Annotated in this window: 17 protein-coding genes; 4 read left to right on the top strand and 13 right to left on the bottom strand. The window is 70.7% G+C overall.

Annotation, left to right across the window (positions count from 1 at the left end; all coding sequences use genetic code 11):
• Window positions 1–3: 3 nt before the first annotated feature.
• From Q0Z83_RS23775 to Q0Z83_RS23790, 4 genes are read right to left on the bottom strand one after another with little or no spacing between them, the layout of a single operon-like run.
• Window positions 4–1,203: a Wadjet anti-phage system protein JetD domain-containing protein gene (locus tag Q0Z83_RS23775; RefSeq protein ID WP_317796184.1), complete on the bottom strand. Its 1,200-nt coding sequence runs from the start codon at window positions 1,201–1,203 to the stop codon at window positions 4–6.
• The gene (locus Q0Z83_RS23780) at window positions 1,200–4,538 is read right to left on the bottom strand and encodes an ATP-binding protein (RefSeq protein ID WP_317797123.1); all 3,339 of its coding nucleotides are present in this window, start codon (window positions 4,536–4,538) and stop codon (window positions 1,200–1,202) included. The genes Q0Z83_RS23775 and Q0Z83_RS23780 overlap by 4 nt, the downstream gene beginning before the upstream one ends.
• A gap of 2 nt (window positions 4,539–4,540) precedes the next feature.
• Window positions 4,541–5,200 (bottom strand): DUF4194 domain-containing protein, encoded by a 660-nt coding sequence (locus Q0Z83_RS23785; RefSeq protein WP_317796185.1) that lies wholly within the window; start codon window positions 5,198–5,200, stop codon window positions 4,541–4,543.
• Window positions 5,193–6,683, bottom strand: a complete 1,491-nt coding sequence (locus tag Q0Z83_RS23790) for a DUF3375 domain-containing protein (RefSeq protein ID WP_317796186.1) — start codon at window positions 6,681–6,683, stop codon at window positions 5,193–5,195. The genes Q0Z83_RS23785 and Q0Z83_RS23790 overlap by 8 nt, the downstream gene beginning before the upstream one ends.
• A 112-nt stretch (window positions 6,684–6,795) precedes the next feature.
• On the opposite strand from Q0Z83_RS23790, the gene Q0Z83_RS23795 reads away from it, so the two are divergent.
• The gene (locus tag Q0Z83_RS23795; protein WP_317796187.1) at window positions 6,796–7,356 is read left to right on the top strand and encodes a DM13 domain-containing protein; all 561 of its coding nucleotides are present in this window, start codon (window positions 6,796–6,798) and stop codon (window positions 7,354–7,356) included.
• Window positions 7,357–7,430: 74 nt separating this feature from the next.
• On the opposite strand, the gene Q0Z83_RS23800 is transcribed toward Q0Z83_RS23795, so the two are convergent.
• The 9 genes from Q0Z83_RS23800 to Q0Z83_RS23840 all read right to left on the bottom strand — a co-directional run bounded on the left by Q0Z83_RS23800 (window position 7,431) and on the right by Q0Z83_RS23840 (window position 15,929).
• Window positions 7,431–7,748 carry an ArsR/SmtB family transcription factor gene (locus Q0Z83_RS23800; RefSeq protein ID WP_317796188.1) on the bottom strand — a complete coding sequence of 106 codons (318 nt, stop codon included), beginning with the start codon at window positions 7,746–7,748 and terminating at the stop codon, window positions 7,431–7,433.
• Window positions 7,745–8,563: a metal ABC transporter permease gene (locus Q0Z83_RS23805; RefSeq protein ID WP_317796189.1), complete on the bottom strand. Its 819-nt coding sequence runs from the start codon at window positions 8,561–8,563 to the stop codon at window positions 7,745–7,747. The genes Q0Z83_RS23800 and Q0Z83_RS23805 overlap by 4 nt, the downstream gene beginning before the upstream one ends.
• Entirely contained in the window at window positions 8,560–9,411 is an 852-nt protein-coding gene (locus tag Q0Z83_RS23810) for a metal ABC transporter permease (RefSeq protein WP_317796190.1), read from the bottom strand. The genes Q0Z83_RS23805 and Q0Z83_RS23810 overlap by 4 nt, the downstream gene beginning before the upstream one ends.
• On the bottom strand, window positions 9,408–10,163 hold the full coding sequence (locus tag Q0Z83_RS23815) for a metal ABC transporter ATP-binding protein (RefSeq protein ID WP_317796191.1): 756 nt from the start codon (window positions 10,161–10,163) through the stop codon (window positions 9,408–9,410). The genes Q0Z83_RS23810 and Q0Z83_RS23815 overlap by 4 nt, the downstream gene beginning before the upstream one ends.
• A gap of 1 nt (window position 10,164) precedes the next feature.
• Window positions 10,165–11,130 (bottom strand): metal ABC transporter substrate-binding protein, encoded by a 966-nt coding sequence (locus Q0Z83_RS23820; RefSeq protein ID WP_317796192.1) that lies wholly within the window; start codon window positions 11,128–11,130, stop codon window positions 10,165–10,167.
• Between the two features lie 66 nt (window positions 11,131–11,196).
• Entirely contained in the window at window positions 11,197–11,928 is a 732-nt protein-coding gene (locus tag Q0Z83_RS23825) for a class I SAM-dependent methyltransferase (RefSeq protein WP_317796193.1), read from the bottom strand.
• A gap of 43 nt (window positions 11,929–11,971) precedes the next feature.
• Window positions 11,972–13,156 (bottom strand): aminotransferase class V-fold PLP-dependent enzyme, encoded by a 1,185-nt coding sequence (locus Q0Z83_RS23830; protein ID WP_317796194.1) that lies wholly within the window; start codon window positions 13,154–13,156, stop codon window positions 11,972–11,974.
• A gap of 2 nt (window positions 13,157–13,158) precedes the next feature.
• Entirely contained in the window at window positions 13,159–14,478 is a 1,320-nt protein-coding gene (locus Q0Z83_RS23835) for a pyridoxal-phosphate dependent enzyme (protein ID WP_317796195.1), read from the bottom strand.
• Window positions 14,475–15,929, bottom strand: a complete 1,455-nt coding sequence (locus Q0Z83_RS23840; RefSeq protein WP_317796196.1) for a type III PLP-dependent enzyme domain-containing protein — start codon at window positions 15,927–15,929, stop codon at window positions 14,475–14,477. Before Q0Z83_RS23840 ends, Q0Z83_RS23835 begins: the two co-directional genes overlap by 4 nt.
• Before the next feature lie 298 nt (window positions 15,930–16,227).
• Between Q0Z83_RS23840 and Q0Z83_RS23845 the strand changes: the two genes are divergently transcribed.
• The 3 genes from Q0Z83_RS23845 to Q0Z83_RS23855 are packed head-to-tail and all read left to right on the top strand — an operon-like array spanning window position 16,228 to window position 18,976.
• Window positions 16,228–17,208: a permease gene (locus tag Q0Z83_RS23845; protein WP_317796197.1), complete on the top strand. Its 981-nt coding sequence runs from the start codon at window positions 16,228–16,230 to the stop codon at window positions 17,206–17,208.
• Entirely contained in the window at window positions 17,205–17,912 is a 708-nt protein-coding gene (locus Q0Z83_RS23850) for a TIGR03943 family putative permease subunit (protein WP_317796198.1), read from the top strand. Before Q0Z83_RS23845 ends, Q0Z83_RS23850 begins: the two co-directional genes overlap by 4 nt.
• Window positions 17,909–18,976, top strand: a complete 1,068-nt coding sequence (locus Q0Z83_RS23855) for a hypothetical protein (protein ID WP_317796199.1) — start codon at window positions 17,909–17,911, stop codon at window positions 18,974–18,976. The genes Q0Z83_RS23850 and Q0Z83_RS23855 overlap by 4 nt, the downstream gene beginning before the upstream one ends.
• Window positions 18,977–18,984: the final 8 nt, after the last annotated feature.

Genomic DNA, 18,984 nt, shown 5'->3' on the forward strand with positions numbered 1-18,984 from the left:
TCCCTACCCCTTCACGATCCGCAGTAGTCGAGTCACCGCGTCGGTGAGGGGGATGACCTCCTGCTCGATGCGGCGGAACGGGGTGGGGCCCGCGGTCGCGATGGTGGCGTACGCGATGCTCTCGGCCTCGGTCAGATTCGGTAGGAGCTCCCGTGACGCCTTGATGGGCCGGCCCGCCCTGTCGTGGTTCACGCCGTGCGCGGCGTAACGATGCAGGTCGGTGGCCTCCATGAGGATGGAGGTGACAGGTTTGGCCGGTGCCCCGTCCGGTGTGGGCACGGCGAGGGCGGCACGGAATCGGTCGAGGATCGCGTAGCCGTCCGCGTCGATGTCGCCCCAGTAGAGGACATGCTCGGCGGAGCGGATCCAGGGCACGTTCGCGAGGAGGGCGGCGGCGGCCTTGCCACCTCCCTCGACCACGATCGTGTCGTCGACCGGCGGAAACCAGAGACGGGAGTCGCGGTTCTCGACGACGAGGACGATGCGCGGCCGGTAGGCGAGGTCGTGCACGTCCCCGGTGGTCCAGGCGTCGTGCCTGCGCCGACCCGACGCAGCATGGCCCGGGTCGACATAGGTCAGGTGCACGACGGTCAGCCGGGGGCGGACCTCGTCCCGGACATCACGTCCGGCGACGTCGCGCAGCAGCCCGCCGTGTGTGTCGAGCCATTTGGTGTGCATCCCGGGCACCGGAAGTTGCCGCAGTGTCCACTCCCCGGCGTCGGGATGCCCGCGTAGCCAGGTCACCGCGTTGACGAGCACGTCCACGTCGTTGGCGTCGAGGTCGTAGACGGCCCGCAGTGTGGCCGGGGTGAGAATGGCGCCGGCGGAGTGCAGGGCCGCTGCCCGCGTGCGGGCCCGGCCGATGTCGACGATCGGTGGTTCAGCGCCGTCGAGGAGCGCGGCGACACCGTCCAGGTCTGCGGTGAGCATCACCGGGTAGTCGCCGGTGACTCCCCGGATCGTCACCGCGGCCCGAACGACCTCTACGCCGTCGGGAAGCCGACCGGTGAAGTCGCGCCACCGCATGTGCCAGTCGTGCCAGGCGGCGTACCCGAGCTGCTCGACCGCCCTGCCCGTCCGCACCCCGGGACGCAGCCGAACGGAGAAGACCGAGTGCTCCCCGCACACGGCCTCCGACCAGTTGTCCTTGAGCTTGCCGCGGACAGCCGCGACGGCGTCTTCCGGGGTGACGAGTCCGCTCATGCGTCCGGAACTCCGACCAGGAGCTTCGCCCACGAGCGGCCCTGGGTGTTCTTGAGGATCACGTACTCGGCGTCCACGTGCGGTTCGATAGCGCTGTGCTTGTCGTTCGGGGCGCCGATGACCAACTGGAAGCCCAGTCCGCGCCACGCGCCGATGGCACGGCCGGTGAAATGCGCATCCGCCTTGATCAACGCCTCGTCCAGGAAGACCGGGGCATAGCGGGGCCGGGTGGCGCCCGCATCGCCCAGCTGGTACCGCAGTGCGGCACCGACGATGAACGCGACGAGCTCCTGCGACTCACCGCCGGACTTCTCACCGATGTGGTCGTAGACGGCGACGTGCGTACCGTCGAGGTCGATCTTCTCCGCACTGATCCGCACGTGGTTACGCACGTCGACGAGGTCGGCGAAGTCGGGTGCGGTCCGGCGGATCCGGTCGATCACCTTGGTCATCCGGTGATAGGCACGTTCCCGGTCGTCCTCGGTCTCGGCCTTGTCGATGAAGGCGCGGACGTCGCGCAGCTCCTTGCGGAAGCGGGCGCGGGACGCGGAGTGGCTCTCCTGCGGGTCGATGCGCAGCCGGTGTCCGTCGTCGGCGAACGGTAGGTCGGCGAGGATCCGGTTGACCGGGTCGATGCGGTCGCGGATCTCCCGGACGGCGGCCGCCAGCTCGCTGTCCAGGCCGGTCAGGTCGTTGCCGGACAGATTGAGCAGGCTGTCGCGCCACTCGGTCTCCAGCTCGTGCAGGCCGCTGGTCTCCAGGTCGGTGAGCAGATGGTCGAAGTCGCGGTAGGAGGCGTCCGGGTCGACGCCGAGGTTGGGGTTCGGCCAGCGTTCGAGGAAGGTCGAGAAGGTGTCGAGCAGCGCCTTCCTCGACCGGCCGATCGACTCCGTCGCGGATCGCCGGTCGGTGTCGACCCGTTCGGCGGCGCGTTTCACTCCCGCGTCGAACCGGGCGAGCATGTCCGCCGGGCCGGTGCGGTCGGTGTCGCTGTCGAAGAGGGTTTCCAGGTAGTCGCGGTGTTCCGGGCTGAGCTCGACTCCCGACTCCTCGGCCTTGTCGAGCGCCAGTTGGGCGCTGTCCACCTCGTCGACGGTCGACGCCCAGGACTCACCGACCGCCTTCACGATCTCCTTCTGCCGGCCGACACGTTCGGTCAGTTCTCTGACCTGCTGCTTGAGGGTGTCCAGTTCGTGCTGCAGCTGATCGATCTCCGGATTGCCGGCTCGGATCTCCTCGATGACCCGGTTCCAGCGTTGCTGTTCGGCCCGGACCGCGTCGACGTCCACCTGCTTCCACGACAGATCGATCAGGGTCTGGTACGCCGTACGCCGGGCCTCCATCGAATTGAGGCTCGTCTCCTGCCTCGACACCCCGGCGGCGGCCGCCTCGACGCGTTCGCGGGCACGGCCGATCCGGGTCTCGATGTCGGCGAGCGTCCTGCTGTTGCTGAAGCCGAGCACGTTGGCCCGCCCGTGGCCGCCGTGCGCACCCCGGCCGCCCTCCGACGTCTGACCGGTGATCGTGAGTGCCTTGGCGTACTGCGGCAGCAGCCTCGGCGTGTCGACACAGACGTACGCGAACCGTCGGGCGAGCTCGCCTTTGAGCCAGGCGGTGAACGGCGACGGCCGGTAGTCGAGCCGGCCGGGCAGCGTCTTGCCGTCGAGTCCAGCCTCGTCACGCTGCCCGGTCCGGACGCCCTCGAACTGGATGCGCCGCGCGGTCGGCACCGCGTTGATCGCCTCGCGGAACGCGTTCAACCGGCCGATGTCGATCAGCATCCGGGTGGCGAAACCGCCGAGCGCCAGGTTGAACGCCTCACGCCACGGCTCGAACTCGGTCCGTACCTCGATCAGCTCGCCGACGAACGGCAGGTCCTCCGGGCTGAGGCCGGCGGCCTCGGCCAACGCCGCGCGGGCCGCGTGCAGATCGGTCGGGATGTTGCCCCGCCGGGTCTTGACCGCGGTGTGTTCGGCGCGCAGCCCGTCCAGCTCTCGATCGGCCTCCTTCTTCTCCAGCATCGCGTCGGCGTAGACCTGCTGGGCGGTCCGCCGGGCGTCCACATCGGATAGCGAGCGGTGGGCGGTGTCGACCAGGGCGGCGAAGTCGTCACCGGTCGAGACGGAGGCCCCGATCGTGTCTAGCACCCGGTCCAGTCGCTCACGGGTGCGTTCGACGTCGCTCAGGCGCTGCTCCACGACGCGGATCTCCCGCTGGGCGGTCTCCATCCGGTCGCCACCGGACGCGCGAATGGTGTCGGCGATCCCGTCGTGTCGCGCCTCGGTGGCTTTGACCAGGGCGCTGGTCTCGGCCAACTCGTCCTTGGCCCGACGGTGCCGCTGGTCCAGGTCCTCCTCGGCCGAGCGCAACAGGTCGAGCCGGCGTTGATGGCGCCACAACGCGGCCGGCGACGCCGCATCGGTGAACGACCCGATCTCGTCGATCGCACGCAGCCGGTCCACCGCCTCGTCGATGGTGCGTCGGTGTTCGCGGATCGGGGCCAACGCCTTCACCTGCCGGCGGGCGGTGATCATCCGGGTCCGGGTGCCGGACAGCTCGTCGAACTGCTGCACCACCGCGTCCGCGGTGGCCAGCGTGGCCGGCTCCTCCAGGACCATCGTCTTGTACAGGGCGTCGACCGTGGTGATCTGCTGACCGGCCTGGATCCGGCCGAGCAACGCGATCGCCTTGTGTCCGTCGCCCGCGGCGCCGATGCCGAGCGTGGTGTGCAGCCGTGCGGTGAACTCCCGGTCGGTGTCGCTCCAGGTCAAACCGGTTGCCACGACGTCGGTACGGGCGAACTTGTCGCCCGCCGGGCCTTCCAGCGTCCGCAGTTGATATGCGTGGTCACAGGTGGCGCGGACCGCCACGACGTCGTCCAGGTTGCGGGCCGACGACGGCACATACCAGGCCCGCAGCGCGGTGAACTCGGCGCCGGTGTGGTCCACCCAGGTCATCGCGATGGCCGACCAGGTGTCGCGGCCGTCGCCACGCAGCACCCGCAGCTTCGTCTCACCGTCGGTACGCGACTCGTCGAGCTTGCCACGGGCGTACGAGAGGATGTTCCGCTGGTCCTTGCCTCTCGGCCGACCGACCACTCCGCCGTTGGACGCCCCGTTGAAGGGAGTCGTGTGCGGCATGAGCAACGCGATGTACGAGTCCATCAGCGTCGACTTACCGGAGCCGGAACCGCCGCTCAGCAGTGTCGCGCCCGGTGCCAGCCGCAGGTGGTGGTACCCGTCGTAGCCACCCCAGTTGACCAGTTGCAGGTCACGCGCCACCCACTGCTGGCCCCGTGACGCCGCGGGCACCAGCCCGAACAGCGTGTCGATCATGCTCACGCGGTGACCTCGTTCTGGTCGCGCAGCCACTGGTCCAGCTCGGCGAGCTTCTCCGTACTCAGTACGACCTCCACCAGCGGGGTGATCCGATATCGGCCCGCCGACTCCTCGGCCAGCAGTCCTTCGGTGACCAGTCTCGGCACCGCGTTGCGGACCTCCTGCTGGCGCCGGGCCAGGTTGTGGTCGTGCGGGTCGAAGTAGGTCAGCACGGTCTGCTCCAGTTCCTCGATGTCCACCCGCGCCGATGTCTCACCGGTACCGCGTTCGCGTTGGAAGACCGTGCGGAGATGGACCAGGACCAGGGTCTCGGCCCGGTTGTACGGGTCGTCCTTGAGCAGGATCGGCACGTCCATCTCCACCGACCGCACCTGCTGTTTGTAGGCGACACCCCGGTCGTGGTCGACCACGAGGCGGACGAACAGGTCGTGCATCCGCGATTCGATGATCTGCTGGTTCTCCAGCAGGGTGCGCCAGTGCGCCGGATTCTTCTCGGCGAGCAGGAACTTGCGTCGCAGCAGCTGGACCAGCACGCGACGTACCTCCGCGTCCAGCGTGCCGGCGTCGCCGGCGAACAGCTCGGCGGGATCCTCCTCCATCGAGACCGGGTCGATGAACCCGGCCGCCTCGCCCACATCGATCCCGTCCGGCTCACTCATCGTCACCACTCCTCGGATTCCCCGTCACCACACCGCCCAGCGCGAATCGTCGCCTGGTCCGGTCCGGGCGCACCGTCTCGACCACTTCGATCTCCGCCGTCTCGGTCATCCCGGCGTCGTGGGCGACCTCCAGCAGACCGAGCAGATCGACCGGACGTCGGATCTCCTCGTCCGCGGCGCGGAACGCGGCCACCACGTCGACGCTCGCCGCCCCGCCCGCGAACCTCTCCAGGTGGGCCCGCAAGTCGGCGTAGCGAGGGCCGCCCCACGCCCGGGTGTCCGCGGCCGGTACGTCCTCCGGCTCGTCCCAGTCCCGCAGCGGCGCGGGTGGCTGCGGCGGCCGCGGGTCACTCATCCGCTGGCGCAGGTGCCCGACGTCGGCGACCGGCAGGCGACGAAACGGGTCGACGGCCTCACCACGGCGAGAACCGGGGACCCACCGGTGCAGGCCCGACATCACATCCCGCAGCAGCTCGTCGACCTGACGGTCACGCATCGGATCGTGGTTGCGGACCTGGGTGGTGATGACGTGCGACGCCTGCCGCTGGGCGGCCAGCACCTCCTTGACCCCCTGCTCGATCCGCCGCGAGATCTCGGTCAGCTCGCGCCGCTGCTGCTGCGGCAACAACTCGGTGAACCGATGCCGCAGCACGGTACGCAATTGGCCCCACAGGCCGTCGATCTGCGCCGGGTCACCGATCAGGCGCAGCGCCCCGGCGAACGCGCGACCCTCCGGTGTCGCGTCCAGGATCCGCTCGCCACGCGCGAGGTACTCACGCAGCACCTCACCGGTGGGCCGCACATCGTGCCGCAACTCGGCGACGACGTCACGCTGAATGGCTTTGATCGACTCGGCCACACGGGCGAAATCCGCCGGCAGCTCCCGCGCCAGGTGCAGCACGTTCTCGGCCGCCTCGAGCAGCTGCTCGTCGTCGACCGTCTCGACGGCGCCGCCCTTCTCCAGCCGGGTCAGCTCCCTCTGCCGCTGCTGGATCTCCTCGTGCAGACGCACCATCCTGGACATCAGGTCCGGATCGGCGTCCTGCGCCAGTCGCTCGATCGCCTCCAGCAGGGTTCTGACCCGCGATTCCGACACCCGGGTACGGGCTCCGCCGACCCGCCCGGCGACTTCGAGGGCACCGACGCCGTACGCCGAAAGCCGATACACCTCCGCGTCGTCGTCGGACACCTGCCGCACCAGCCAGCCCGCCTGCACCCACTGCCGGCAGAGATCACGCGCGGTGCCCACCGGCAGCGGCTGGCTGTCCTCGTCGCCGTAGCCGGCCGCCCGCAACTGGTCGAGGGCGTCGTTGATCTCCGCATGCGCGTCGGCCACCGCGACGGTCGGGCGCTCCGCGGTGAAGACCATCGCCAGCACCGTCACCACGAAGGGCGCGTGCGTCTGGTGAAGCAAGGCGAGCATCGGATTCTGAAACGCCCGGAGCGCTCCCTGGTAAGCGCCTTCAACACCTCGTGTAGCCATCACCGGACAGCCTACGGCGCAGGTACGACACGGTCCGGGTCCGCACTGACGTAAGCGTTTCGTAAGCGGTCCGGCCTAGTGATCACGATCGCGGGCCGGTTGACTCGGAGGTGTGATTCGCCGACTTCTCAGCAGACCTGTCACCTGGATCGTCGTCGCGGTGCTCGGGATCGGCGGCGCGGGGGCGCTCTACTGGTTCGCGCCGTGGCGGTTGTTCACCGACACGGTCGTGACCGACACTCTGACCGTCGTGCCGACCGCGACGCCGTCCGCCGTACCGCAGCCGTCCGGCACCACCGAGGCGCCGCCGAAGGTCGGCCCGGTGGTGATCGCGCAAGGGGCGTTCATCACCCACGAGCACGACACCAGCGGTACGGCCCGACTGGTCCGCAATCCGGACGGCAGCCACCAGCTGGAGATCGCCGGACTGGACACCAGTGACGGCCCGGACCTGCGGGTGTGGCTGTCCGACCAGCAGGTGCGTTCCGGCACCGCCGGGTGGCGGGTCTTCGACGACGGCGAGTACGCGGAGCTGGGCAGACTCAAGGGCAACCACGGCGACCAGGTGTACCGGCTGGACGCCGGCGTCGACCCGGCCGCGTTCCGCAGCGTCAGCATCTGGTGCAAGCGGTTCGCCGTCTCGTTCGGCGCAGCCGAGCTGACCGCCGTCTGACCGGACCGGTGGACCGGGGTCACCGCCGCCCGGCCGGAGCTCGCCGACCGGACGGCACCGGACACCCGGGCCGGTCAGCGTGGGTCTCGGTCGCCGCCGGTGACGAAGCCGAGGACGCCGTCGATCAGGCGGCCCGTCGACTCGTCCGGCAGGGAGTAGTAGACGCGCTGACCCCGGCGGCGGCGCAGGACCAGGCCGGCGTCGGTGAGGTGGCGCAGGTGGTGGGCGATCGCGGTGGGGTGGGCCGGAACGATCCCGTTGAGGTCGGCCGGGGTCGCCTCGCCCCCGCGCAGGACCAGCAGGATGTGCAGGCGGTGCTGGTACGCCATGCCGCGCAGGACCAGGACCGCGCGGTCGAGGTCGGACGGGTGGATCACCGGGTCGATGGTCATGCCGGCACCGCCGATCCGGTCAGCTGTGCCGAGGTGGGAGCGATCAGCCGGCGCAGGCCCCACGAGCCGACGAGCACGAGGGTCGCGGCCAGGGAGATGCTCGCGCCCGCCGCCACGTTCCACCGCGCGGAGACGTACAGCCCGGTCAGCCCACTGACGATGCCGAACACGACGGCCAGCCCGGTCATCGCCGGTAGCCGGTCGGTCCACAGGCGGGCGGCCGCCGCCGGGGCGACGATCAGCGACAGCGCGAGGATGGTGCCCACCGCGGGCACCACGGTCACCACGACGAGCACGATCGTCAGCAGGAGCGCCACGTCCCAGCCGTCGACTCGGAGGCCGGCCGCGCGGGCGCCGACCGGGTCGAAGCCCGCATACAGCAACGGCCGGGCGCAGAACCCGAGCACCAGCGCGACCACGACCAACACGCCCGCGGTGACGATCAGGTCGGCGGAGGTCACCGTCAGGATCGAGCCGACCAGGAACGACGACAGGTCCCGGCTGAACCCGCTCTGCGTGGCCACCAGAGCGGCGCCCAGCGCGAACCCGCCGGACACCAGCACCCCGGTGGCCGCCGCCGCGTCCTGGCCGCGCCGCCGGGTCAGCGCGGCCACCCCCAGAGCCACGACCGCACCGGTCAGGACCCCGCCGAGCAGCAGGTTGACCCCGATGATCGACGCGGCCACCACACCCGGAAAGGTCGCGTGGGTCAGCGCCATGGTGAAGAACGACAGCCGCCGCACCACCACCTGCACGCCGATCAGCCCGGTCAGCACACCGACGAGGACCACCTCGATCACGGCACGAGCGATCACGTCAGACCTCCGGTGAGGGATCGGTCACGCCGGCGGCGTACCGGCAGAAGCAGCAGGTAGGCCAGGACCAGCATCAGGACGACGGCGGAGGCGGAGGTCAGCGCCACCCCGTAGCGCAGCGACGCGGTCCAGCTCAGCAGCAGCCCGGCGTATCCGGCGACGAGGACGAGCCCGCCGCCGACCACGGCCATCACCGCGGGGCGGCCGGTCACCATCCGGGCCGCCGCGGCCGGGACCACCAGCAGCGCCACCACCAGGATCGTGCCGACCGCGCGGACCGCGGCGACCACCACCAGGGCGATCAGGACGTTGAGCCACAGGTCGAGCCAGCCGATCCGCAGTCCGGCCGCGGCGGCCCCGGCCGGGTCGAAGGCGCGGAACAGCCAGGCCCGGGAGCCGACCGCCAGCGCCACCAGGATCACCGCGGCGAGCACGGCGGTCTCGGTTATCTGCCGCGGCGTCACGGTGAGCAGGCGGCCGAAGAGAAAGGCGGTCAGATCGGAGGTGTACGACGTACGCCGTGACACCAGAACCACCCCGATCGAGAACATCGCGGTGAGCACGACCGCGGTCGCGGCGTCGTCGGTGAGCCGGGCCGACCGGGTCAGCACGGTCAGCACCACCGCGGTGAGCAGCCCGGCGACGAGCGCCCCGGCGAACAGGCCCTCCATGCCGCCGGCGACGAACCCGATCACGACTCCGGGGAACACGGTGTGGGTGAGCGCGTCGGAGACGAACGACAGTCGCCTGACGAAGACGAACACGCTGACCGGCCCGCAGATCAGCGCGAGCAGGGCGATCTCGGTGAGGGCACGACCCATGAACGGTACGGCGAACGGCTCGATCACGGCTCGACCAGCACCATCCGGCCGTCGGCCAGGTCGAGGGCGGCGTGGGCGTACGTCTCGCGCAGTGGACCGGCGGTGAGGGTCTCATCCGGCGTGCCCACCGCCCACTGCCGGCCGTTGACCAGGCAGACCAGGTCGGCGAGGTCCCGGGCGACGGCGAGGTCGTGGGTGCTGAGCACCAGGGCGGTGCCGTCGGCGGACAGTTCGCGCAGCACCCGGAGGATGGCGTCCTGACTGACCGCGTCGACGCCGTTGAACGGTTCGTCGAGCAGCAGCAGCCGGGGTCGCGCGACGATCGCGCGGGCGAGCAGGACCCGCTGCCGCTGGCCGCCGGAGAGCAGCCCGAACCGGTCCCGGGCCCGGTCGGCCAGACCGACCCGGTCGAGGGCCTCGGCGACGGCCTGCCGGTCGGCGCTGCGGGCCGGCCGCCACCAGCCGAGTCGCCGGTAGCGGCCCATCATCACCACCTGGCGGACACTGATCGGGAAGTCCGGGTCGAGGTTTCCGGTCTGCGGCACGTATCCGGTGTGCGAGCGGGCCCGGTCCGGTGTCCGGTCCAGGACGGTGGCGGTGCCGGCGAGGATCTCGGCCAGGCCGAGCACCGCTTTGATCAGGGTGGACTTGCCGGCACCGTTCGGGCCGACCAGGGCGAGCCGCTGCCCAGACCTGAGTTCGAGGTCGACGCCGGTGACCACGGGCCGGCCCTGGTAGCCCACGTTCACGCCGGTCAGGCGCAGGGCGGCGGTCGCCATGTCAGCCGGCCAGAGCGTCGACGATGACCTGCGTGTTGTGGCGCTCGGCGCCGAGGTAGGTGCCCTCCGGCGTACCCGGTGCGCCGAGGCTGTCGCCGAAGAGGGCGTCCTCGCCCGCGATCACCTTGACGCCGGCCTGCTGGGCGATCGCCTCGGTGGTCTTCGGCGGCAGGGAACTCTCCGCGAAGATCGCCTTGGTTCCGGTCGCCTTGATCTTCGCGACCAGATCGGTGAGCTGCTTGGCGGACAGTTCGGCCGAGGTGTCGAGGCTGGGGATGACCGAGCCGACGAACTCGAGTTCGTAGCGGGCGATGTAGTAGCCGAAGGCGTCGTGGTTGGTGACCAGCTTGCGGTCGGCGGCCGGGATCTCGGCCCAGGCGGCGGCGTTGTCGCTGTCGAGCTTGTCGAGCTCGGCGGTGTAGGCGGTGAGGTTCTTGGCGAACGCGTCGGCCTTGGCCGGGTCGGCGGCGGCGAGTCCCTTCTGGATGTTCGTCACCATGATCTCGGCGTTGCGCGGGTCGTGCCAGATGTGCGGGTCGTGCTCCTCGCCCTCCTCCTCGGCGTGCTCCCCCTCCGCCTCCTCCTCGTGGTGGCCGCCCTCGCGCAGGGTGACGCCCTGGCTGGAGTCGACGACGGTGCCCTTGAATCCGGCCGACTCGATCGTGCGGTCGAGCCATTCCTCCAGGCCCACGCCGTTCTTCACGACCAGTTCGGCGCTCGCGATGGCCTGCAGGTCGGCGGGCGTCGGCTCGTACTCGTGGGGGTCGACGTTGGGTTTGATGATCTGGGTGACGTCGACGTCGGCGCCGCCGATGTTGCGGACGAAGTCGGCGACCTCGGGGGTGGTGGCCACGACGGCGAGCTTGGTGGCGGCCGGAGCGGAGGCGCCGGGCTCGGCGGCCGCGGAGCCGCAGCCGGCCAGTACGGCGAGAGTCGCGGTCCAGACCAGAAGGTGGATCTGTTTCATGGCGGAACGATAATCATTGTCAAAATTTATCGTCTAATCGCAAACTGACGATATGTTCAGCAGCGGTCAGGCCACGGCGGCGAGAGCGGCGTGGGCACCCCACCGCCAGACGACGCCGGCCTGCCCGAAACCCGCACTCAGGGCGGCCGAGCGGTGCCAGTCGGCGGGCGGCGCGAACTCGGCGGGCACCCGGTCGGCGAAGACCGACCGCCGCTCGTCCAGCAGCGGCCGCAACGACTCCTCGGCGTGCAGCCCGTCCCACCAACCGACCCAGGCCGGTCCGGCGGCGGGCTGAAGGCACTCCGTCACCCGGTCCAGGCCGGGCTCGGGCATCAGGTCGGCGACGATCAGCAGACCGCCGGGCCGCAGCACCGAGCGGGCCGCCCGATAGAGGGCCAGCGCCTGCTCGGGGGCCAGGTAATGGATCGTCATCACGATGGTGAGCAGGTCGTACGGCCCGTCCGGCAAGGCCCGCGCGGCGGCCAGGTCACCCCGGTGGACCCGGATCCGGTCACCCGCCGCCACGTGGGCCAGCGCGAGCAGGACCGGGTCCAGGTCGATCATCGCCACGTCGGCGCCCGGCCAGCGGGCGGCCATCCGCTCGGCGAAGACGCCGGGGCCGCCACCCAGGTCGAGGATCCGGCGCGGACACCCGCCGCACACGGCCTCGGCGACGGTCGGCAGCATCTCCTCGAAGCTCGCCGTGCCGGGCAGGAAACCGGCCATCACCTCGTCCCAGGCGCTTCGCCAGCGGTCGACTGTCGCCCGATCGATAACGGGCAAAGCGGGAGAAGACACGGAGCCACTCTAACGGAAGTCGTTTTCAATAAGGCGGAACCGGTCAACCTTCGGCGTCCAGCCGGGTCAGCAGCTCGACCAGGCGGTCGATCTCCTCGATCGTGTTGTAGGCGTGCACGCTCACCCGTACCGATGCCGTCTTCTCGCCTTTCTCGGCCTGGCAGTGACCGTCGGCCCGGACCAGGAAGCCCTCTGCGGCCAGGATGAAACCGAGATCGTTGGAACCGATCCGGCGATGCCGGAAGGTGACGATGCCGTGCCGCTGCTGCACCGGCGAATCCACCGCGAGACTGCGCTGACAACCGAGCACCTCGTACGCGGGCAGGCGCGCCAGAGCGTCGGTGAGGCGGGCGCCCAGCGCGACGGTCCACCTGGCGATCCGCTCCACACCGGCCTTGTCCAGCCAGTCGAGGGCGGCGGCGAGGCTGACGATACCGCTGGTGTTCGGAGTGCCCGCCCAGCCACCGGGCGCGAACCGGGCACCGCGCCGGTTGGCGGCCCAGATCGCGCCGGTGCCCGGCAACGCCATCGCCTTATGACCGGAGAAGACGACGAAGTCGACGTCGAGATCGGCCACCGACAGCGGCAGGTGCCCGACCCCCTGCGCGGCGTCCAGGCAGATCACCACGTCCGGACCGGCGGCCGCCCGGATCCGGTGGATGTTCATGTCGCCGCCGTAGACGTGATGCACGTGCGTGACGGCGATGAACCGGGTCCGGTCGGTGACCAGCGACGGCAGCGCCCGGTGGTCGTAGTCGTGGGCCGCGTCGTAGGGCAGCTCCACGATCCGGACGGGCACACCCTCGCGGGCCGACTGGTCGGCCGCCTCCCGCCAGGGCAGCGCGTTCGCCTGGTGATCGGCGGCGGGCACGATGATCTCGTCGCCGGCGCGGAGGTGGCGCGTCAGCCAGTCCCGGGCGATCAGCCGCAGCCCCTCGGTGGTGCCACTGACGAAGTGCACCCCGGAGCGGTCCGGGTCCGGGTCGCCGAGAAAGCCGCGGACCCGCTGCCCGGCCTCCTCGACGAGCGCGGTGGTCCGGTTCGCCCACGGGTAGGTGCCCCGGCCGGCGTTGGCGTTCTCGCTGGTCAGGTAACTGATCACGGCGTCCAGCACGGCCTGCGGCTTCTGCGCGGTGGCGGCACTGTCCAGATAGGCCGTGCCCGGGTTGCCGACGATGATCGGAAACTGCTCCCGCAGCCCCGCCTGCCAGGTGCGCAGTTCCTCCATACTCAGTCCCGCACCAGGGTCGCGCCGGCGTCGCGCCAGGCGATCACCCCACCGTCCAGGGACCGCACGTCGGGATGCCCCATCCGGGTCAGCAGTGCGGCGTACCGGGCGGACTTCTCCCCCACCGGGCAGACCAGCAGCACCGGCTGCCGCCGACTGAACGGCAGTCCACTGTGCAGCATCTCGCCGAACTGCTCGTCGACGATGTTGATCGACCGGTCGATGTGCAGCGCCCGGTAGGCGAACGGGCTGCGCAGATCCACCACCAGCGGTCGTTCCGTGTCGATCCAGGCCTGCGCCCCGGCCACGTCGACGGTGTGCGCGGCCGCCAGTTCGGCGCCGGTGAGACTGTGCACCGAGTTGGCCCGGGCCGGCTGCCGGAACAACTCGGGACGGCGCTCGCGCAGGTAGCTCATGTAGCTCTCGACCCGGTCGCAGACGATGAACACCGCGGTCCGCCGCTCGGTCAGTTCCTCGTCGACACCACGCAGGTGACGCACCGCACCCTGGTAGGCACCACCACCGGTCGGACCGGCCAGGGTGCCGCACCGGCGTACCAGGGTGAGAAGCCCGTCGATCGCGTCGTCGGAGCTGACCGCCTCGATGGTGTCGTAGGTCTCCGGATCGAAGAGCCCGACCTCGTGCACCTCGTCGATGTCGCGGATGCCGGGGATGAAGTCGGATTTCTCGGCCACCAGCCCGACCACGGTGACCGTCGGGTCGTGTGCCCGCAGCACCCGGGCCACCCCGCTGGACGAGCCGGCCGTGCCGACGCAGGCGATGAAGTAGTCGGGCGCCCGCCCACCCAGGTCGGCGATGATCTCCGGCCCGGTGCCCTGGACGTGCGCCTGCACGTTGCGGTCGTTGAAGTACTGGTCGGTGTGCAGGTAGCCGGCGCCGTCGGCGGACACCGCGTGGTACATCCGGGTCAGCGGATCGTCGGTGTCGGTCGGGTCCAGGCACTCCGACCGGCCGGGCAGCTCGTCGATCTGGGCGCCGAGCAGGAGCAGGAGATCCTTGATCTCGGGCACCCGCATCCGGTTGGTGACACTGCGGAACGGCAGGCCGTGCATGCCGGCGATCACCGCGAGCGCCTTGGCCGTGTTGCCGCTGGACAGCTCGACCACGGTCTCGCCGCGGTCGGCCGCGCCGGGCAGCCGGTCGCGCACCATGTTCCACGCGGCCCGGTCCTTGACCGAGCCGAACGGGTTGAACAGTTCCATCTTCGCGAACAGGTCGATGTTGCGGAGCCCGTGCACCGCCGGGTCGATGCGCACCAGGGGCGTGCCGCCGATGATGTCGGTGACGCTGTCGTACCTCACCCGATCTCCTCACGACCCGTCACGGGCCAGTACCCGTCGTCCAGGCACCACCGCCAGGCGTCGCCGGCCCGGTAGGCGGCGATCGTGCGGGCGGTGGGCTGCATCAGCGCGCCACCGGCGCTGAAGTCCATCAGGTAGCCCGCCGTGTTCGCGAACACCAGCAGGTCACCCCGCTGCGGGAGGCTCGGCAGGAACACCTTGCGGCGGGTGATCAGGTCGGCCTCCAGGCACAGGTTCCCGGTCAGATGAACCCCGGCCGGCTGCGGGTCTGCGCGGGTCTTCCCCGCCCGGGGCACGAGAATCGGATCCATCAGTACGCCGTGCTGCTCCAACCCGACGTCGGTGCCGTTGCCGGCCACCCGGACCAGCGTCTCGCCCCGCCCGTCGTCGTCCACCTGCTCCACCCGCAGCAGCACGGCACCGCACTGGTCGAGCAGGGCCCGGCCCGGCTCGACATGAAGGTCGTAGAGGTGGTCGAGCACCGACGCGCCCAGCGGCCGCCGGTACACCGTGGACTCGGTGCGCAGCAGGGTGTCCAGATAGTCCGGTCCGGTGACGCTGCGATGCGCTGGGTAGACGCTGAGCGCGCCGCGGACCGTGCCGCCCTCGTTGCGGAGACCGTAGCCGTGCCCGTTCCAGGTCAGCGACGGCCGCCGGCCGAGGACCGCGGCGGTGTGCTCGGTGGTCCAGGACTCCCACTCGGCCGCGTCGGCCAGGTAGTTCAGCCCGAAGCCGCCGCCGATGTCGATCGCCCTCGGGTCGAGCCCACGCCGCCCGGCCTCGTCCATGGCGGCCAGGCAGCCCTCCAGCGCAGCCGCCTTCTCCGGCAGGCCGACGGTGTCCAGGTGGTACGCCACACCGAGGAAGTCGAGCCGGTCACGATGCTCGCCGAGGACGTCCCAGAGCGGGCCGGTGGCGGTGGCCGGAATACCGAAGCGGCTGGCCCGGGACAGCACCGCGGTGTTGGCGAATCCGGACAGCCGGGCCATCACCCGCACCCTGGGCAGCCGGTGGGCCACCACGATCGCCGCCAGGTCGGACAGTTCCGCGACCGAGTCGGCGTTGACCGTCACCCCGGCCCGGGCGGCCAGCCACAGATACTCCCGGCTCTTCGGCCCGGTCGCCATGATCCGCTCCGGGGTGAAGCCGGCACCGAGCGCGTGCTGGAGTTCACCGAGCGACGCCACGTCGATCCCACAGCCGGCTCCGGCCAGTGCCCGGACCAGCGCGTGCGACCGGTTGGCCTTGTGTGCGAAGTAGACACCGCCGCTGAGGTGGTGGGCCGCGAGCACCCGCTCGAACCGTTGCACGTTACCGATCACCTGCTCCGGCAGCACCAGGTTGAGCGGCGATCCGAGGGCGTCGGCGACCTGGTGGAGCCACGCGTGATCGTCCAACAGGGACCGCAGGTCACCCTCCACACGCGGCTGCAGATATCGGACCAATCCCACTCCCCGTGTCGTAGACGGCACAGCCCGAACGTAATCCATGAAAGGCACCGGGCCAAGAGGATCATCACCTGAACGTGATCATCCAACTACGCTATGCAACCTTGCGCATATGGCCAGACATCTATCCCTCCGCGGCGCGGACGCGGTGACCATCGGCACGCCCTCGAAACGAAAGGCCGAACATATTAGAAATTGAGCATCAATTGATATTCACAGGCGGATCTTGCACCCCGGCCGATATTCGGTAAGTTATTGACGGCCGTGACTGCTCACTCGTCCGGCGGATAACGAGGAGCGAATGGTGCCGACGATTTCCCAGGAACGCTCTACCTGGCGTTTCGGGTCCGTGGAAGTGTTGGCGCTCCTTCTCGTGGCGCTCGTCGCACTACGCAATCCACTGGCCACTCTCGTTTCCGATCCCCGACTTCAGACGTGGACCACGGTTTTCGTCTCGGTGATGGTCCAGGCCGTGCCGTTCCTGATATTCGGAGTCGTGCTGTCGGCGGTCATCGCGGTGTTCGTGCCGCGCTCGTTCTGGGCGAAGGCCCTGCCCCGTCACCCCGCACTGGCGGTGCCCGCCGCCGGCCTGGCCGGAGTGGTCCTGCCCGGCTGCGAGTGCGGCAGCGTGCCGATCGCGGGTTCGCTGATCCGCCGCGGCGTGACCCCGGCCGCGGCCCTGGCCTTCCTGCTGGCCGCCCCGGCGGTCAACCCGATCGTGCTGACCGCGACCGCGGTGGCCTTCCCCGGCAACCCGGAGATGGTCGCCGCCCGGGCCGTCGCCAGCCTGATCGTGGCGATCGCGATGGGCTGGCTGTGGCTGCGCCTGGGCCGCAGCGAATGGATCCGCCTGCCGCACCGGTCCGGCCTGGACGACGCCTCCCGGGCCCGGGCGTTCTGGGCGTCGTGCCGGCACGACGTCATGCACGCCGGTGGCTTCCTCGTCATCGGTGCGGCCGCCGCCGCGACCATCAACGTGGTGGTGCCCGAGTCGTGGCTGCAGACCCTGGCCGCCCACCCGGTCCTGTCGGTGGCGGCGCTGGCCACGCTGGCCGTGCTGCTGTCGATCTGCAGCGAGGCCGACGCGTTCGTGGCCGCCTCACTGTCCCAGTTCTCGTTGACCTCCCGGCTGGTGTTCCTGGTGGTGGGCCCGATGGTCGACCTGAAACTGATCGCGATGCAGACCGGCGTGTTCGGCCGGCGGTTCGCGGCCCGGTTCGCGCCCGCCACGTTCGTCACCGCGGTGCTGGTCGGCGTCGGCGTGGGGACGGTGATCTGGTGAACCGGCGGGCCCAGGCGATCGTGATGGTGCTGTTCGGCGGGGCGATCCTCAAGGCCAGTCTCACCGATGTGTACCTGCGGTACGTCAAGGAGAGCCTGCAGCCGTTCCTCATCGCGGCGGGTGTGTTGCTGCTGGCCGCGGCCGCGATGACCCTCTACTACGAGATGCGGCCCGGCGACTCCGCAACGGACCGGCACGTCCACCACGAGCCGCAGGTCGGCTGGCTGCTGATCGTCCCGGCGCTCGGCGTTCTGCTGATCGCGCCGCCGGCGCTCGGCTCGTACGCCGCCGGCCAGTCCGGCACCGCGCTGGCCGCCGCGCAGGTCGAGTCGGAGTTCGCACCGCTGCCCCCGGGTGACCCGGTGCCGCTGAGCCTGATGGAGTACGCCACCCGGGCCGTCTTCGACCAGGGCCGCACCCTCGACGGCCGGGAACTGCGGCTCACCGGGTTCATCAGCCCCGGCCCGGACGGGCGGCCGATGCTGACCCGGATGACCGTGGCCTGTTGCGCCGCCGACGGCCGCCCGATCAAAATCGGACTCGACGGTGACGTCCCGGTCGACGCGCCGGTGGACACCTGGATCCACGCCGTCGGCGTCTACAGCAGCCGGGTCGAGAAGGATCCGGTCAACCAGGCCGAGGTGCCCTACCTGAGGGTGACGAGCTGGCAGCAGACCACGGCACCCCGGCGGCCGTACGAATGAGGACCTCGATCAAGAGCACCGTCGCCGTCGTCGTCGCGCTCGGCGCGGTCGGCGCCCTCGTCTTCCGCGGCAGCCCGCCCGAACCCGCGCCGGCACCCGCGCCGTCGACCGGCACCGTGCGGATCACCGCCGCGACGGCCTGGCCCGCCGCGGAGTCGGCCACCTTCGCCGACCTACCGCTGCGGCCCCTGCTGTTCCTCGACACCGCGACTGTCGTGGGCGTCGCGACCAGCAACGACGACCGGCACCTGCGGCTGCTGCTGCGCGGCGCCGACGGCACACCACGGGAGCTGCGACGACTGGACGCCGCGGCCAACCCCCGATTCGAGAACGTCATCTCCGCCGGAGACGACGTGGTGTGGACCGAGTTCGCCGACTACGGACCGCCGCAGATCTGGGCCGCGAGCGTGACCGACCCGCGCCCGGCCCGGCGACTGGCCGCCGATGTCGGCAACGCGGTGTTCCACGGCAGCGAGCACGACCTGGTGCACCACGCCGGGCGGGTGTATTGGACGGCCGGCGCGGCCGACGGCTCGACGACGACCGAGGTGCGTTCGGTGGCGACGACCGGCGGCCGTGTGCGGGTCGACCGGGTGCCCGGCGAGTGGTCGATGGCGCCGTGGCCGTGGCTCGACGACGGCGCCGGCGGCGGTGTGGCGGCCACGTTGATGCGCAACACCGACACCGGCCGGGAGATCACCGTCCCGACCGCCGGCTCGGAGTTCGCGGCGTGCAGCCCGTCCTGGTGCCGAGTGACCGTCATCGAGGGCGACACCCTGTCCCGCATCGACCTGATGCGCCCGGACGGCTCCGAGCGCCGCGAGATGGCCACCGGCACGATCCGCACGGCCGTTCCCGACGTGGCGATCCTCGGCCGCTTCGAGATCCTGGCCGACCCGCTCCCCGGGGCGGCGGCTCTGCTCGCCTACGACATCACCACCGGGACCACGGTCGAGGTGGCCGCCACGGCGAACGACGCCCAGTGCCGCAACGGCCTGCTCTGGTGGTTCAGCGGCGACGGCGGCCCGACCAGGTGGCACGTGCTGGATCTGCGTACCGTGTGACACCCTCG

The organism is Actinoplanes sichuanensis (assembly GCF_033097365.1).
Lineage (GTDB): Bacteria > Actinomycetota > Actinomycetes > Mycobacteriales > Micromonosporaceae > Actinoplanes > Actinoplanes sichuanensis.

Coding starts and splice junctions, on each gene's coding strand:
- Q0Z83_RS23785 (WP_317796185.1), bottom strand. CDS start 5,200: ATGAGTGAGCCGGACGGGATCGATGTGGGCGAGGCGGCCGGGTTCATC.
- Q0Z83_RS23800 (WP_317796188.1), bottom strand. CDS start 7,748: ATGACCATCGACCCGGTGATCCACCCGTCCGACCTCGACCGCGCGGTC.
- Q0Z83_RS23845 (WP_317796197.1), top strand. CDS start 16,228: ATGGTGCCGACGATTTCCCAGGAACGCTCTACCTGGCGTTTCGGGTCC.
- Q0Z83_RS23790 (WP_317796186.1), bottom strand. CDS start 6,683: ATGGCTACACGAGGTGTTGAAGGCGCTTACCAGGGAGCGCTCCGGGCG.
- Q0Z83_RS23855 (WP_317796199.1), top strand. CDS start 17,909: ATGAGGACCTCGATCAAGAGCACCGTCGCCGTCGTCGTCGCGCTCGGC.
- Q0Z83_RS23775 (WP_317796184.1), bottom strand. CDS start 1,203: ATGAGCGGACTCGTCACCCCGGAAGACGCCGTCGCGGCTGTCCGCGGC.
- Q0Z83_RS23815 (WP_317796191.1), bottom strand. CDS start 10,163: ATGGCGACCGCCGCCCTGCGCCTGACCGGCGTGAACGTGGGCTACCAG.
- Q0Z83_RS23820 (WP_317796192.1), bottom strand. CDS start 11,130: ATGAAACAGATCCACCTTCTGGTCTGGACCGCGACTCTCGCCGTACTG.
- Q0Z83_RS23780 (WP_317797123.1), bottom strand. CDS start 4,538: ATGATCGACACGCTGTTCGGGCTGGTGCCCGCGGCGTCACGGGGCCAG.
- Q0Z83_RS23830 (WP_317796194.1), bottom strand. CDS start 13,156: ATGGAGGAACTGCGCACCTGGCAGGCGGGGCTGCGGGAGCAGTTTCCG.